Source organism: Rhizobium ecuadorense (assembly GCF_001187535.1).
Lineage (GTDB): Bacteria > Pseudomonadota > Alphaproteobacteria > Rhizobiales > Rhizobiaceae > Rhizobium > Rhizobium ecuadorense.
In genome coordinates this window covers 40,720-56,907 of the sequence record NZ_LFIO01000871.1, presented here as the reverse complement: position 1 = coordinate 56,907, position 16,188 = coordinate 40,720, and the positions used below count along the sequence as shown (strand labels likewise).

Sequence of the window (16,188 nt, the reverse complement as noted above, 5' to 3'; positions counted from 1 at the left end):
ATCAATCTGCCTTATATATTCGCATTTTTATCTTGCACTTCGGCTTTTCATCGCCAAGATGTGCCCCCACCGGTGGACGTAATTGCTGCATTGCGATATTGGGGCCACCGTTGGCGTATATGGGAGCAGTAATATCATGATCGGACTTGTGCTTGTCACTCATGGCAAGCTGGCTGAAGAGTTTCGTCATGCTGTCGAGCACGTCGTCGGTCCTCAGAAATTCATCGAGACGGTCTGTATTGGCCCCGAAGACGACATGGATCAAAGACGGCAGGATATTCTGGAAGCTGTTTCCGGTGCCGATGACGGCCATGGCGTCGTCATTCTGACCGACATGTTCGGCGGCACGCCGTCCAATCTTGCCATTTCAGTTATGAGCAGCGGCCATACCGAAGTGATTGCCGGCGTCAACCTGCCGATGCTGATCAAGCTCGCCGGCGTGCGTGGCGAGAACAACATGGAGAAGGCGCTGGTGGAGGCTTCCGAAGCCGGACGGAAATATATCAATGTCGCGAGCCGTGTGCTCAGCGGAAAATAACGGCCCTTCATGACATCGCTCTCCCGGGAACTCCTCATTATCAACAAGCGCGGCCTTCACGCGCGCGCCTCCGCCAAATTCGTGCAGATGGTCGAGACCTTCGATGCCGCCATCACCGTTTCCAAGGACGGAATGACGGTCGGCGGCACCTCTATCATGGGCCTGATGATGCTGGCGGCAAGCCCCGGCTCGAGCGTCGTCGTCTCTGCAAGCGGCAGCCAGGCCGAGGAAGCCCTCGAGGCCCTTGACCAGCTGATCCAAAACCGGTTCGGCGAAGAGATGTGAGCAAGTTTGAACTTGCTGCATAATTTTATCCTTAAATCGATTCCGATTTAAGGAATTCTGCAGCGGGTCCCGCTCATATAAACATATAAAGACTTCTTTATATCCTTATTGCCTTCCCATCCGAAGCCTGCTAAACGGCGGATATGCCGTGCGCTAGAGCATGCCGCATCGAACCTGCTTCATGCGACGCGCTTCAGCTCTCTTTTTTGTGCATCTCGTTGTCCCGGAACCGCTGCACACTTCCGGGCGACATGCATCAGGACGCGGCCCATCCGTCGCGCGGTCATCTTTCGCGCCTGCGCCAATTTTGAGACGTTTTTCAGCCTGGAGGCCTCTATGAGCACTGAAAAAGATTATGTCGTCGCCGATATCGGGCTTGCGGATTTCGGCCGCAAGGAAATTACCATCGCCGAAACCGAAATGCCGGGACTGATGTCCTGCCGCACCGAATTCGGCGACGCAAAGCCGCTGAAGGGCGCGCGCATTACCGGCTCGCTGCATATGACCATCCAGACGGCCGTGCTCATCGAGACGCTGGTGGCCCTCGGCGCCGAAGTCCGTTGGGCCTCGTGCAACATCTTCTCGACGCAGGATCACGCCGCTGCCGCGATCGCCGCCGCCGGCGTTCCTGTTTTCGCCATCAAGGGCGAGTCGCTCGAGGATTACTGGGTCTATACCGACAAGATCTTCCAGTGGGCCGATGGCGGCCTTTCCAACATGATCCTCGATGACGGCGGCGATGCCACCATGTACATCCTGCTCGGCGCCCGCGCCGAAGCCGGCGAGGACGTGCTGTCGCATCCGCATTCCGAGGAAGAGGAAATCCTCTTCGCCCAGATCAAGAAGCGCCTCGCCGCTTCGCCTGGCTGGTTCACCAAGCAGCGCGACGCGATCAAGGGCGTCACCGAGGAAACGACGACCGGCGTCAACCGCCTCTACCAGCTCAGCCAGAAGGGCCTGCTGCCCTTCCCGGCGATCAACGTCAACGATTCCGTCACCAAGTCGAAGTTCGACAACAAGTATGGCTGCAAGGAATCGCTGGTCGATGGCATCCGCCGCGGCACCGACGTGATGATGGCCGGCAAGGTTGCCGTCGTCTGCGGCTATGGCGACGTCGGCAAGGGTTCTGCCGCTTCGCTCTCCGGCGCCGGCGCCCGCGTCAAGGTGACCGAAGCCGATCCGATCTGCGCCCTGCAGGCCGCCATGGACGGTTATGAAGTCGTGCTGCTCGAGGACGTCGTTTCCTCGGCCGATATCTTCATCACCACCACCGGCAACAAGGACGTCATCCGCATCGACCATATGCGTCAGATGAAGGACATGGCGATCGTCGGCAATATCGGCCATTTCGACAACGAAATCGAAGTTGCAGCACTGCGCAATCTCAAGTGGACCAACGTCAAGCCGCAGGTCGACCTGATCGAATTCCCCAAGGGCAACCGCATCATCCTTCTTTCCGAAGGCCGCCTGCTCAACCTCGGCAACGCCACCGGCCATCCGTCCTTCGTGATGTCGGCCTCCTTCACCAACCAGACGCTGGCGCAGATCGAGCTCTTCACCAAGCCCGATCAGTATTCCAACCAGGTCTATATCCTGCCGAAGCATCTCGATGAAAAGGTCGCGCGACTGCATCTCGACAAGCTCGGCGTGAAGCTGACGCAGCTTTCCGAGGAGCAGGCTGCCTATATCGGCGTATCGCCGAAGGGCCCGTTCAAGTCCGACCACTACAGATATTGATCTGATCGTTAATATCCACAAGATGTAGAAGCCGCGGCATTGACAAATGTCGCGGCTTATTTTTTGGGCGCTCCCTTCCCGCCGATTCCCTTCCGAAGTATTGTTTTAAGACTTGATTCGTGGCGCCGGACCCTGTCCGGCCGCTGCGGAAATGGGATGTCTTGTCGTAATGCGGCACATTGAAGGACGGAGACATACCGCGGATGTCGGAAATGAAAAACAGCCTGCCCGGTCAGGCGGATGACGGCGTTTGCGCCGATCGCCGCCCGCTGATCGCAGGCCAACAACATCAATCTGCAACGGCACACGAGGCCGCAAAGCAAGAGCATGGATCATTGGCGCGCTTTTTGAAAGCCTGCGCGGCCGGCACGGCGCTTGCCGCGCTGGCGCGGCCGGTTCTGGCACAGGGCGAGCAGCAGGCGGCGGCCTCGGCTCACCTCTTCACATCCTCGCAGGTTGTCGGCGTTTCCGTCGTCATCGGTGTCATATCGGCAGCACTGCTGTCGACGCTGTGGCTGGTGCGCCAGCGCGGCAATCTGGAAAACGAGAGCCGGGAAATCCGCTCGGCGCTTTCCGATGCCCAGCAGCGCATTTCGCAATACCAGGCGCTGATCGCCGACAAGAACCGACGGATCGTCATCTGGGACGGCAATGCCCGTCCCGAGCTGCTCGGCCAGCTTCCGCCCGAGACCGGTGCGCCGCAGGACGGCGAATTCCTGGCCTTCGGCCTCTGGCTGAAGTCACGTTCGGCCGCCGATCTGGAAAAGGCGATCGACCGGCTGCGCGACGGGGCACAGAGCTTCGACATGGTGGTGGAAACCATCCGCGATGAAATCCTCGAGGCGCAGGGCCGGGTTTCCGGCGGCCGCGCCTTCGTCCGTTTCGTGGCGCTCAACAATCTGCGCGCCGAGCTTGCGGAACTCCGGATCGAGCGCGACCGGCTGATGACCTCGATCTCGGCCTTCCAGACCATGCTCGACGCGATCGACATGCCGGCCTGGCAGCGCGATCCGGCCGGCCGCCTCACCTGGGTCAACCAGGCTTATGGCGAGGCCGTCGAAGCGCGCTCGCCGCAGCAGGCGATCAATGAAGGCCGCGAGATGCTGACGACCGTTGCGCGCGAACGCATTCGCGCCACGGTGACGCCGGAATCGCCCTTCCACGACACGATCTCGACGGTGGTGCACGGCAACCGCACGTTCTTCGACGTCGTCGACGTCAGGCTTCCCGGCGGCTCGGCCGGCATCGCGATCGATGTGTCGGATATAGAGGCGGTGCGTGCCGAGCTGGAACGGACGCTGAAGAGCCATGCCGAAACGCTCGACCACCTCGCCACGCCCGTCGCCATCTTCGACGGCGACCGCCGACTGCAATTCTACAACCAGGCTTTCGTTGCGCTCTGGGAGCTGGATATCGCCTTTCTCGAAGGCCGGCCCGACAATAGCGAGCTACTCGAGCGGCTGCGGGCCGCCAAGAAACTGCCGGACCAGCTCAACTGGAAAAGCTGGAAGGAAGCAGCCCTTTCCGTCTATCGCGCGCTCGACACGCAATCCGACCTCTGGCACCTGCCGAACGGGCAGACATTGCGTGTCTTTGCGACCGCCCATCCGCAGGGCGGCGCCACCTGGGTGTTCGAAAATCTGACCGAGCAGGTCGATCTCGAAACGCGCTACAACACACTGGTCAAGGTGCAGGGCGAAACGATCGACCATCTTTCCGAAGGTGTGGCGGTGTTCGGCCCGGATGGACGCATCCGCCTGTCGAACCCGGCCTTCCGCGCGCTCTGGGGGATCACCGAAACCGAAGCCAAACCCGGCACCCATATCCGCGCGCTCGGCGAGGCCTGCGCGCCGTCCTATGACCGGCCGGATGGCTGGAAAGCCTTTGCGGAACTGATCACCAGCTTCGACGACGAACGCCGTTCGGGCCAGGGAACGCTGGAACTCTTCTCCGGCCTGGTGCTCGACTATGCCGTCATCCCGCTGCCGAACGCCCAGACCATGCTGACCTTCGTCAATATGACGGACAGCGTGCGTGCCGAGCGGGCGCTGACCGAGAAGAACGAAGCGCTGCGCAAGGCCGATGAACTGAAGAACGATTTCGTCCAGCACGTATCCTATGAGCTGCGCTCGCCGCTGACGAATATCATCGGCTTCACCGACCTTCTGCGCACCCAAGGGGTCGGGCCGCTGAACGAACGGCAGGCCGAATATATCGACCATATCTCGACCTCGTCCTCGGTTCTCCTCACGCTCGTCAACGACATTCTCGACCTCGCAACCGTCGATGCCGGCATCATGCGGCTCAACTATGCGGAAATCGATCTCAACGACCTGCTCGACGACGTCTCGATGCAGATCGCCGATCGCCTGCATGAAAGCGGCGTCGCGCTCGAAATCACCGCGCCGGCCTACCTCGGCTCGATCGTTGCCGACCCGCAGCGGCTGAAGCAGATCCTGCTGAAGCTGCTTTCCAATGCGGCGAATTTTTCGCCCGAGGGCACCTCGATCGCGCTGGAATGCCATCGCGAGGGCACGGATTTCGTTTTCTCCGTCAGCGATCGCGGCCCCGGCATCTCCCCTGATATGATCGCCACCGTCTTCGACCGCTTTGCCACGGGCGCAAAAAGCGGCAAACGCGGCGGCGCCGGCCTCGGCCTGTCGATTGTCGACAGCTTCGTCAGCCTGCATCATGGCGACGTGACGATCGACAGCGAGCCGGGCAAGGGCACGACCGTCGTCTGCCGCATCCCCTCGGTCGATATCCCGCATTCCGCTGCCGCCGAATGACGACCGGCGATACGATCTCGGTTTTCCTGAAGGACGAAGCGGCGACGATCCGCTTCGGCGAAGACCTGGCGCTGGCCCTGAAAGCCGGCGATTGCCTGGCCCTTTCCGGCGATCTCGGTGCGGGCAAATCCTCGCTCGCCCGGGCGATCCTCCGCGCCATCGCCGACGACGAGCGGCTCGAAGTCCCGAGCCCGACCTTCACGCTGGTGCAATCCTACGATCTGCGCTTGCCCGTTTCGCACTTCGATCTCTACCGGCTCGGCCATCCAGACGAACTGACGGAACTCGGCTTCGACGAGGCCCTGGAGAACGGCATCTGTCTCGTCGAATGGCCCGAGATGGCTGAGGGCGAACTGCCGGCCGAGCGCATTGCACTGCGGCTGGACCATGAAGGCAGCGGCCGCCGGGCAACGATCAAAACCGCCGGCGCACAAGCTCTGCGCATCCATCGTGTTCTGGCGATCCGCGATTTCCTCGCCAAGGCCGGCTATCCCGATGTCAAACGCCGCTTCCTGACCGGCGATGCGTCGCTGCGCGCCTATGAAGCGATCTATCCGGATGGTGGCCCGCGGAAAATACTGATGGATTGGCGCCCGCATCCCGAGGGACCGCCGGTCTATGACGGCAAGCCCTATCCCAAGGTCGCGCATCTCGCACAGAATGCCTATCCTTTCGTTGCGATTGCCGATGTGTTGCGCGCGCGGGGTTTTGCGACGCCGGAGATTTATCAGGTCGATTATGAGCAAGGCATCCTGCTGATCCAGGATCTCGGCACCGAAGGGGTGCTCGCTGACGACGGACGGCCGATCGCCGAACGTTACCGGCAAAGCGTCGTCTGCCTTGCCCATCTTCATTCCATGCAGATCCCGCAGGATATTCCTGTTTCGACAACGCATACGCATCACATTCCGGACTTCGACCGCACGGCAATGAAGATGGAAGTGCAGCTTGTGCTCGATTGGCACATCGCCTGGAAGCGCGGTACACCGCCCACGGATGCGGAACGGGCGGAGTATCTGGCGATCTGGGATGCGCTCATCGACGAGCTCGCCACAGCCGAGAAGAACCTGCTGCTGCGTGACTTCCATTCGCCCAATATCATCTGGCGCGAAGAGGAAAGCGGTATTCGCCAGATCGGCATCATCGACTTCCAGGATGCGATGATCGGCCCGACCGCCTATGACCTTGCATCCATCGTCCAGGATGCGCGCGTGACGATCGAACCAGGGCTTTTCCGACAGCTTATGGACGATTATCTCAGCCTTCGGCGCGCCCAGGGCGGCTTCGACGAAGCCGGATTCATGAAAGCCTGGGCGATCATGTCGGCGCAGCGCAACTGCAAGCTTGCCGGCCTTTGGGTACGGCTGTTGCAGCGCGACGGCAAGCCCGGCTATCTCAAACATATGCCGCGAACGCTCGCCTATCTCCAGGTCGCGTTCGAGCACGAAGCGCTTGCCCCCTTGCGCGATTGGTGCGCAAGGGCTGGAATAGGCCAGAGCGAATCATAAGTTCCGGATCAGGATGACCATCAGACAAGCCATGGTACTGGCCGCGGGTCTCGGCACCCGCATGCGCCCGATCACCGACACGATCCCGAAGCCGCTGGTGAAGATCGACGGCAAGCCGATGATCGACTACGCGCTGGATTCGCTGGTTGCGGCCGGCGTCGAGCGGGCTGTTGTCAACGTCCACCACTTTGCCGACCAGATGCTCGACCATCTCGAGGCTTATCGCGGCCTCGACGTCGTCGTATCGGACGAGCGGGAGGCGCTGATGAATTCCGGCGGCGGACTGGCGAAGGGGCTGACGCTGCTGAACCGCGACAATATCTTCGTCATGAATGCCGATCTCTTCTGGATCGGCGAACAGCCCGGGCGGCCAACGAACCTGCAGCGCTTAGCCGGATTCTTTGATGCTGAGCGCATGGACATGGCGCTGCTCTGCGTCGGAATCGACGATACGACGGGTCACAACGGCAAGAATGATTTCAGTCTGGCGGCCGATGGCCGGCTGACGCGCTATCGCGACGATCCCTCCAATCCGGTCGTCTATGCCGGAGCGATCGTTATGAACCCGTCGCTGCTCGACGACGCGCCGCAGGATGCCTTCAACCTCAATATCTATTTCGACAAGGCGATCGCGCGCGGACGGCTTTTCGGCATGGTGCTCGACGGCCATTGGCTGACGGTGGGAACGCCGGAGGCGATCGGCGAGGCGGAGGAAACGATCCGCAGGTTGCGGACGTTCGCGTGAGATATGGCGGAGCGGCACGAGCCACGCATTCTGACGATCCCGGCGGGCCTCTCCTTCCTGAAAACGCTGGCGACGACGCTTTGCGACGGCCGGCTGACGCCGCTCTTCCGGCATGAGGCCGACGATCCGCTGTCGCTTGCCAGGGTAACGATCTATCTGCCGACCCGGCGCGCCGTGCGTGTGCTGCGTTCGGAATTCGTCGATCTGCTCGGCGGCCGCTCCGCGATCCTGCCGGTCATCCGTCCTCTCGGCGAAACCGACGACGACAGCGGTTATTTCGACGAGGCGCTGCCGGCAACGATCGATCTTGCCCAGCCGCTGTCGAATACCGCCCGTCTGCTGGAGCTTGCCCGCCTCATTCTCGCCTGGCGGAATAAACTGCCGGAAATCGTCCGCCACATTCATTCGGATTCGCCGCTGGTGGCGCCTGCAAGCCCCGCCGATGCGATCTGGCTCGCCCGCAACCTTGCGGAACTGATCGATTCCATCGAAACCGAAGACCTCGACTGGTCGGAACTGTCAAAACTCGACACCGGCGATTACGCCGCCTGGTGGCAGCTGACGGCGGAATTCCTGCAGATCGCCAGCGCATTCTGGCCGGAACGGCTTTCCGAACTCGGCAAATCCTCGCCGGCGCGGCACCGAAACGCCATTCTGCGGGCCGAAGCAAACAGGCTTTCGGCGACGAAGCCCGCTGGACCGATCATCATCGCCGGTTCGACGGGTTCGGTTCCCGCCACCGCCGATCTCATCGCCGCCGTCGCCAATCTGCCCGACGGCGTCATCGTGCTTCCGGGCCTTGATCTCTCCATGCCGGAACGGCACTGGCAGATGGTGGCGCCGGAACTTTCGCCGGGCCAACACGCCAATCCCGCAAGCCGAAGCCACCCGCAATATGGCCTGTCGTCGCTGCTCAAGCGGCTGAAGCTCACGCGGGCCGACGTCACCCTTCTCGACAGGCCGGAAGCCGATCTCGACCGGCGCGCCGAAATCCTGTCCCGGGCGCTCGTGCCGGCTGAGGCGACCAGCGATTGGGGCGCCTGGAAGAGCGAGCTGCCGGAGGGCGCGTTCTCTTCAGCTTTCGCCGATGTCTCGCTGATCGAAGCCGCCAACGAACGCGAGGAAGCGACCGCGATTGCCATTGCGCTCCGGCTGGCATTGGAAAGACCGGGGCAGGACGGCGAAAGCCGGGCCGCCCTCATCACTCCCGACCGTAATCTCGCCCGCCGGGTGATGGCGGAACTTTCCCGCTTCGGCATTCTCGCCGACGATTCGGCCGGCACGCCGCTTGCGGCCACACCGCAGGGCACGTTGCTGCAATTGCTGCTGGAGGCAGCACTGCGGCCGGGCGATCCGGTGGCGATCGTCTCGCTGCTCAAACATCCGCTGGCACGCTTCGGCCTGGAACGCGACGCATTGATTTCCGCCACCGAGGCGCTCGAACTGCTGGCGTTGCGCGGCGGCGTGGCGGAGGTTGATATCAGCAGGCTCGAGCCGTTGCTGACCCAGCAGCTTGGTGAACAGGCGCAGGACAGGCACGCGCCGCAATGGCGAAAGGCGCTTTCGCCCGACGCCGCCGATACCGCCTACGACCTTGGCCGGCGGGTCACACAAGCGACCGAGCCGCTGGCTTCGGCCTTGCTGCGGCAGCGGCCGGAAGATCGCGGGAAGGCGGCTGGTTTCACCTTGTCCGAATGGGCAGAGCGCACCGGCCGCTCGCTAGAAGCGGTGGCGGCCGATCCGCACGGCAATCTCGCCGATCTCTGGTCCGGTGAGGCGGGAGATGCGCTCGCCGCCCTGCTCGGCGAAGTGATCGACACCGACGGCCAGATGGAGGCCGACGGGCCGCAATGGATCGACATCATGGCAGCGCTTGCCGCCGGTCATGCGGTGAAGCCGCGCGCGCTCAGCCATCCCCGCCTGTTCATCTTCGGCACGCTCGAAGCCCGCCTGCAGAGCGTCGATACGCTGATCCTCGGCGGCCTGAACGAGGGCACCTGGCCAGGGCAGACCGCCAACAATCCCTTCATTCCCCGCATGATGAAGACGGAGATCGGACTGGAGCCGCCGGAACGGCGCATCGGCCAGCTGGCGCATGACTTCGAAATGGCGAACGGCACACGCCATCTGATCTATTCGCGCGCGCTGCGCCAGGGCTCGACACCGACCGTCGCTTCGCGCTGGCTGCAGCGGCTGCTGGCGCTCGCCGGAGAAGGGTTCGAAGCGGAATTGAAGGGACGCGGCAACCGCTTCCTCCAATGGGCCGGCCTGATCGATCGCGGAGAAGCCCAGGCACCAGCACAGCGACCCTCGCCGAAACCACCGCTGGCACTGCAGCCGAAATCCTACTCCTTCAGCGAAGTCGGCCGGCTGCGCCGGGACCCCTATGCCATCTATGCCCGCCGCATCCTGCGTCTCGATCCCGTCGATACGTTCAACCGCGATCCGGGAGCGGCCGAACGCGGCACGCTCTACCACAAGATCATCGACCGGTTCATTCGCGAAGCCCATGTCGCCGGCACACCTGGGGCAACAGCGGCGATGGAGCGTATCCTTTCCGAGCTTTTCGATATGGAGCAGCTGCCGCCGCATATCGATGCCGTGTGGCGGCCACGTTTTCGTGCGGTCGCCCGCGCCTTCCTGGATTGGGAGGCGGGGCGGCGGCCCGGCATTCGCAAGACGCTGACGGAGGTGCGCGGCGGCATCGAACTGGAACCGATCAATATCCGGCTCAACGGTGTTGCCGACCGGATCGACGTCACCGGGCCGAACGCCGCCGATATCATCGACTACAAGACCGGCTACAATCCCTCGCCGACGCAGGCACGCGTGCTTCTCGATCCGCAGCTTGCGCTCGAAGCAGCGGCCTTGCGCGGCGGCGCCTTCCGCGATGTCGGCAGTCTCGTGCCGCAGGATCTGCTCTATGTCCGCCTGCGGCCGGGACGCCGTTTTCTGGTCGACACCGTCAACAATGAGAGCTCGGCGCGCAGCGATAAGGCGAAATCGGCGATGGATCTCGCCGAGGAATCGATCGACCAGCTGGTGAAGTTCGTGACGCTGCTGCAATCCGGCGAGAAAGGCTTCACCTCGCGGCTCGTCCCAGCGCAGCAATTCGATTTCGGCGGCGACTACGATCATCTCGCCCGCGTCTCCGAATGGTCGACGGCAGAAACCGAAGAAGGCGGCGGCGATGAGTGACGTGACCGCGCTTCCCAATGGCGACGATCCGGGCACCTGGATCGGCTGGACGACGATCCAGCAGGCGATTGCATCCGATCCGGAGCGCTCGGCATGGGTCTCGGCCAATGCCGGCTCCGGCAAGACGCATGTGCTGACCCAGCGCGTCATCCGGCTTCTGCTTGCCGGCGCGCGGCCTTCCGCCATTTTATGCCTCACCTATACCAAGGCTGCGGCCTCCGAAATGTCGAACCGCGTCTTCGAACGGCTGGCGGACTGGGTGGTGCTCGACGATGAAGACCTTGGCCGGCGGATCACCCAGATCGAGGGGACGGCGCCTGACGGAATAAAGCTTGCCGAGGCCCGCCGGCTGTTTGCCAAGGCGCTGGAGACACCCGGCGGACTGAAGATTCAGACGATCCATGCCTTTTGCGAGGCGCTGCTGCATCAGTTTCCGCTGGAGGCCAACGTCGCCGGGCATTTCTCGGTTCTCGACGACCGCGCAGCAGTGGCGCTGCTCTCCGACGCGCGCCGGGCGCTGCTGACGGCTTCCGCGCCTGAGGGAGACAGCGCCCTTGCCGAGGCATTCGCCTATGTGCTCGATCTCGGCGACGAATCCGGGCTGGAGAACCTGCTCGGCGATATCGTCGCCAACCGCAACGCCATCCGCCGTTTTACGGCGACGGCCGAACGGCAGGGCGGTGTCGCGATGGTTTTGCGCGAAAGGCTCGGCCTTGCCCCCGATGACACGGAAAGCCGGATCGCGGCGCAATATTGGCCGTTGCCTGAGCTTTCCGGCGGCATGCTGGAGCTTTATCTGTCGCTTGCCGACCAGAAGGGCGGCGCGAAAGCGCAGGAAGTTGCCTACGGCCTCAGGCTTGCCGGGCGGGAACGCGATGACGCGAAGCGCGCCGAGTTTCTCGAGAAAATCTTTCTGACGGCGAAGGGTGAACCGAAGGCGGATTCACAATTCACCGTCAAGGCCATGCTTGCCGAAGCACCGCAGCTGGCGGGCGCCATCGCCGCTGCCCGCGCCCATGTTGCTGCAAGCCGCGACCGGCTGAAACTGATGCGGATGTATGGCGCGACGCATGCCGCCCTCGTGCTCGCGGACCGGCTGAATCACGACTATGAGGAATTGAAGAAGCAGCGCAGCCAGCTCGATTTCGAGGATCTGATCACCCGCACCGCCGACCTGCTGACGAAAAGCGGCGTCGGTCCCTGGATCCACTACAAGCTCGATCGCGGCATCGACCATATCCTCGTCGACGAGGCGCAGGATACCAGCCCGATCCAGTGGAGCGTCATCCAGTCGCTCGCCGAGGATTTCTTCTCCGGCGAAAGCGCCCGGCCGATCGTGCGCACGCTCTTTGCCGTCGGCGACGAGAAACAGTCGATCTATTCTTTTCAAGGGGCGCGACCCGAGCGGTTTTCCGAGGAAAGCGACCGGACGCGGCGGCGCGTATCCGACAGTGGACAGAATTTTTCTTCCGTGCGCCTGCCGCTTTCCTTCCGCTCGACCGCGGATGTGCTCGAGGCCGTCGACCATATTTTCAGGGAACCCGGCAATGCGCGCGGCCTCAGCGCGCTTGGCGAACCGGTCGTGCATCGCTCCAGCCGCATCGGGCATCCCGGCGCCGTCGATCTCTGGGAGATGGTCGCGCCTGAGGCGGTGGTGAAGGAGGAGGACTGGACGGCGCCCTTCGACGCGACGCCGGAAAGCGCGCCGGCCGCAATCCTGGCGCGGCGGATCGCCCATTCGATCGGTGCGCTCGTCGGCCGCGAGACGATCGTCGACAAAGGCCGGGAGCGGCTGATCGAAGCCGGCGATATCCTGGTGCTGGTGCGCAAGCGCGACGCCTTCGTCAATGCCTTGACGCGCGCCTTGAAACGCCGCGGCGACATTCCGGTCGCCGGCGCCGACAGACTGGTGCTGACCAGCCATATCGCCGTGCAGGATCTGCTGGCGCTCGGCCGTTTCCTGCTGCTGCCGCAAGACGATCTTTCACTCGCCGCCGTGCTCAAGAGCCCGCTTTTCGATCTTTCCGAGGACTACATTTTTGCGATCGCCGGCCTGCGCGGCGATAATGAGAGCGTCTGGAGCCATCTCAAACGCTTCGCCGCCGACGGCACCGAGCGTTTCCGCGCCGCCGTGGAGAGGCTGGAGCTGTTCCTTCGCCAATCCAGGAGCCTGTCGGTTCATGATTTCTATGCGCGTGTGCTGGGCAGCCATGGCGGGCGGCGACAATTCCTGGCCCGGCTCGGCACCGAGGTCAGCGATATCCTCGACGAATTCCTGACCTTCACGCTCGACCACGAGAGCGCCGGCCTTCCCGGGCTGCAATCCTTCATCTCGACGCTGGAGCTCGAAGCCCCGGTGGTCAAGCGTGAGCAGGACAAGGGGCGCAACGAAGTGCGGATCATGACGGTGCATGCCTCCAAGGGTCTCGAGGCTCCAATCGTTTTCCTGGTCGACGGCGGTTCGAAGGCCTTTACCCATACCCATCTGCCGAAGCTTCGCCTGATCGAGACCGACGCCGACGAGCCGCCGATGCCCGTCTGGGTTCCCGTCTCCGATCTCGCCAATTCGCTGACGCAGAACGACGCCGTTCGTATCCAGATGCTGGCCGAAGAAGAATACCGCCGATTGCTCTATGTCGCCATGACGCGTGCCGCCGACCGGCTGGTCGTCTGCGGCTATCGCGGCGTGCGTGTGAGCAACGACACCTGGCATATGATGATCTCGACGGCGCTGCGCGACGACCATCCGCATGTCGAGGCGACCACATTCTCCAGTCCCGATGGCGAATGGCCGGGGCTCAAATGGCGTGTGCCGCGGGTGGAACGAAGCTTCGAGCGTATCGACCGCAGCCAGGAGCGCGGAAGCGAGGAGAGGCTGCCGGACGGTCTGTTGCGGCCATTGCCGCCGCAGGCCGAGCTGCCGCGGCCGCTCAGCCCCTCCGGCGCCGGGACGATCATCGATGAAGACGAAGGCGGCTTGCTCGTCGTTTCGCCGCTGTTCGGCGAGACGGAGCGCAGCGATCGGTCGCTGGAGAAGGGCCGGCTGATCCATCGCATGCTGCAGGCGCTTCCCGAAATTCCGCCTGTCGAACGGGCTGATGCGGCAGGCCGCTATGCCGAGCGGGCGGCGCGGTTCTGGCCGGAAGCCGAACGGCGCAAGCTCGTCGATTCGGTTCTGAAACTATTGGACGAAGAGGGTCTGCAGGCCGTCCTCGGGGCGCAGGCCCAGCCCGAAGTCTCGATCATGGGCACCTTGACGCTGGAGGACAGGCGCTATGCCGTCTCCGGCCGCATCGACCGGCTTGCCGTGCTAGCCGATCGTGTCGTCATTCTCGATTACAAGACCAATCGGGTGCCGCCGACGACCGAGGCGGCCATCCCCTTCGCCCACCGGGCACAGTTGGCGATCTATCGCGAGATCCTGGCGCCGCTCTATCCCGACAAGCCTATCGACTGCATGCTCGTCTATACCGAGAACGCCTCGCTCTATACGCTGAGCGAAAAGGCGCTCGGTTTGGCGCTTGCAGGACTGAAGACAAAGTGAAATACCGGACATTGAAAATTTGGCACCGCAGCATCACATGTGGTTCAACACCCAATTCCTCTGAAGGAGCAGCCCATGGCTACCGTGAAGGTCGATATCAATAACTTCCAGTCGGAAGTTCTGGAATCCGCAGAACCCGTCGTCGTCGATTTCTGGGCTGAATGGTGCGGCCCGTGCAAGATGATTGCGCCGAGCCTTGAAGAAATCTCCGTCGAGATGGAAGGCAAGGTTAAGGTCGCCAAGCTGAATATCGATGAGAATCCGGAGCTTGCCGCGCAATTCGGCGTCCGCTCCATTCCGACGCTGGCGATCTTCAAGGGCGGCGAAGTTGCCGATATTTCGGTCGGCGCCAAGCCGAAGACCGCTCTTTCGAACTGGATTTCGAACGCTGCCTGATCGATTGATATCGCATTGATGAAAAAGCCCGGCTTCGACCGGGCTTTTTTCATGTCGTATTCTTCATTTCGTCCCTCACTTCGGAGGTGTGCCGTTGTCCGAAAGCACATCGCCGACGAGATAGAGAGAGCCGCCGACGAGGATGCGCGGCGGCAGCCCCTCCGGATCGAGCACGGTTTTGATGGCTTCCAGCGCATCGCCGACCGTCGACATCGGTTCGGCAACCAAGCCGGCATCATAAGCGGCGTTCGACAAGATCACCGGGTCGATCATCGCCTCGCTACCGCGGATCGGCACGCAGAAGACCTTCTCGACCAAGCCGGCGAAGGCCTTGAAATAGCCGACCGGGTCCTTGGTATTGATCATGCCGATGATGAGGAAAAGCGGCCGAGACTGGCGCTCCTCGAAATTGGCCATGGCTTCGGCGATCACTTCACCGGCACCGGGATTGTGCCCGCCATCGATCCAGATCTCGGCACCGGCGGGCGCATGCTGAAGCAGCCGGCCTTCGCCCAGGCGCTGCAGCCGGCCCGGCCATTCCACCGAATTCATCGCCTTTTCCATCATCGTCTCAGTGACGGTGAAACCCGCCGCCTTGACGGCGCGGATGGCGGCGGCGGCATTGGCATATTGATGGCGGCCCGGAAGGCGCGGCAGCGGCAGGTCGGCAAGACCGAATTCGTCCTGATAGACGAGCCGGCCATATTCCTCATGCGCCATGAAATCCTGCCCGAAAACGGCGCTCGGGCAATGCAGCCTTTCGGCCGTCGACATCAGCACGTCGAGTGCCGCGTCATATTCCTGATGACCGATGACGATGGGAAATCCCGGCTTCATGATCCCGGCCTTTTCGGCAGCGATCAGCTCGACCCGGTCGCCGAGATAGGGCTGGTGATCCAGCGAAATCGGCATGATCACCGAGACGGCCGGATCGGAAATGACGTTCGTGGCGTCGAACCGGCCGCCGAGGCCGACTTCGATGATCGCGGCATCGGCCGGCTGTTCGGAAAACAGGATGAAGGTGACCGCCGTCAGGATTTCGAAGACGGTGATGTGCTGTCCGGCATTGGCATCGGCCACACGCCGCAGGGCCTCGGCAAAGACGGCGTCATCGACAAGCTGCCCGCGCCCGCCCGCCACACCGATGCGATAACGCTCGTGCCAATTGACGAGATGCGGCGAGGTGTGGACATGAGCGCTGTAGCCGCCGGCTTCGAGCAGAGCGCGGCAGAAGGCGGTGACCGACCCCTTGCCGTTGGTGCCGGCGACATGGATCACCGGCGGCAGTTTCCGGTGCGGATTGCCGAGCACATCGAGAAGACGAATGATGCGGTCGAGAGACAGATCAAAACCCTTGGGATGCAATCCCATGAGCTTGTCGATCTCCTGTGCTGCCTCACTCACCGCGGTTTGGCCTCTGGGTATCAATTCGGCACCCCGCCCTATCG

10 protein-coding genes are annotated in these 16,188 nt (G+C 62.7%); 9 read left to right on the top strand and 1 reads right to left on the bottom strand.

The window, feature by feature from the left end:
- The first annotated feature begins 136 nt into the window (after window positions 1-136).
- The 9 genes from AF337_RS15190 (at window position 137) to trxA (ending at window position 14,740) form a co-directional block, all read left to right on the top strand.
- Window positions 137-538 (top strand): PTS sugar transporter subunit IIA, encoded by a 402-nt coding sequence (locus AF337_RS15190; protein WP_003544139.1) that lies wholly within the window; start codon window positions 137-139, stop codon window positions 536-538.
- Window positions 539-547: 9 nt separating this feature from the next.
- The gene (locus tag AF337_RS15185) at window positions 548-823 is read left to right on the top strand and encodes an HPr family phosphocarrier protein (RefSeq protein ID WP_003544133.1); all 276 of its coding nucleotides are present in this window, start codon (window positions 548-550) and stop codon (window positions 821-823) included.
- A 336-nt stretch (window positions 824-1,159) separates the two neighbouring features.
- Window positions 1,160-2,560, top strand: coding sequence for an adenosylhomocysteinase (gene ahcY, locus AF337_RS15180; RefSeq protein ID WP_049732678.1), 1,401 nt, complete (start codon window positions 1,160-1,162; stop codon window positions 2,558-2,560).
- Between the two features lie 203 nt (window positions 2,561-2,763).
- Window positions 2,764-5,349, top strand: a complete 2,586-nt coding sequence (locus AF337_RS15175; protein ID WP_049732677.1) for a PAS domain-containing sensor histidine kinase — start codon at window positions 2,764-2,766, stop codon at window positions 5,347-5,349.
- Entirely contained in the window at window positions 5,346-6,857 is a 1,512-nt protein-coding gene (gene tsaE, locus AF337_RS15170) for a tRNA (adenosine(37)-N6)-threonylcarbamoyltransferase complex ATPase subunit type 1 TsaE (protein ID WP_049732676.1), read from the top strand. Before AF337_RS15175 ends, tsaE begins: the two co-directional genes overlap by 4 nt.
- A gap of 13 nt (window positions 6,858-6,870) precedes the next feature.
- Complete coding sequence (locus AF337_RS15165) at window positions 6,871-7,602, top strand: nucleotidyltransferase family protein (protein WP_049732675.1); 732 nt, start codon at window positions 6,871-6,873, stop codon at window positions 7,600-7,602.
- 3 nt (window positions 7,603-7,605) lie between these two features.
- Window positions 7,606-10,800, top strand: a complete 3,195-nt coding sequence (gene addB / locus AF337_RS15160) for a double-strand break repair protein AddB (RefSeq protein ID WP_049732674.1) — start codon at window positions 7,606-7,608, stop codon at window positions 10,798-10,800.
- Entirely contained in the window at window positions 10,793-14,344 is a 3,552-nt protein-coding gene (addA, locus tag AF337_RS15155; RefSeq protein ID WP_049732673.1) for a double-strand break repair helicase AddA, read from the top strand. The genes addB and addA overlap by 8 nt, the downstream gene beginning before the upstream one ends.
- A gap of 75 nt (window positions 14,345-14,419) precedes the next feature.
- Window positions 14,420-14,740, top strand: a complete 321-nt coding sequence (gene trxA / locus AF337_RS15150) for a thioredoxin (protein ID WP_004672616.1) — start codon at window positions 14,420-14,422, stop codon at window positions 14,738-14,740.
- A gap of 75 nt (window positions 14,741-14,815) precedes the next feature.
- Here the strand turns inward: trxA and AF337_RS15145 are convergent, their stop codons facing one another.
- Window positions 14,816-16,168, bottom strand: a complete 1,353-nt coding sequence (locus tag AF337_RS15145; RefSeq protein WP_193393623.1) for a bifunctional folylpolyglutamate synthase/dihydrofolate synthase — start codon at window positions 16,166-16,168, stop codon at window positions 14,816-14,818.
- Window positions 16,169-16,188: the final 20 nt, after the last annotated feature.

Coding starts and splice junctions, on each gene's coding strand:
- AF337_RS15185 (WP_003544133.1), top strand. CDS start 548: ATGACATCGCTCTCCCGGGAACTCCTCATTATCAACAAGCGCGGCCTT.
- addB (WP_049732674.1), top strand. CDS start 7,606: ATGGCGGAGCGGCACGAGCCACGCATTCTGACGATCCCGGCGGGCCTC.
- AF337_RS15190 (WP_003544139.1), top strand. CDS start 137: ATGATCGGACTTGTGCTTGTCACTCATGGCAAGCTGGCTGAAGAGTTT.
- tsaE (WP_049732676.1), top strand. CDS start 5,346: ATGACGACCGGCGATACGATCTCGGTTTTCCTGAAGGACGAAGCGGCG.
- trxA (WP_004672616.1), top strand. CDS start 14,420: ATGGCTACCGTGAAGGTCGATATCAATAACTTCCAGTCGGAAGTTCTG.
- ahcY (WP_049732678.1), top strand. CDS start 1,160: ATGAGCACTGAAAAAGATTATGTCGTCGCCGATATCGGGCTTGCGGAT.
- AF337_RS15175 (WP_049732677.1), top strand. CDS start 2,764: ATGTCGGAAATGAAAAACAGCCTGCCCGGTCAGGCGGATGACGGCGTT.
- addA (WP_049732673.1), top strand. CDS start 10,793: ATGAGTGACGTGACCGCGCTTCCCAATGGCGACGATCCGGGCACCTGG.
- AF337_RS15165 (WP_049732675.1), top strand. CDS start 6,871: ATGACCATCAGACAAGCCATGGTACTGGCCGCGGGTCTCGGCACCCGC.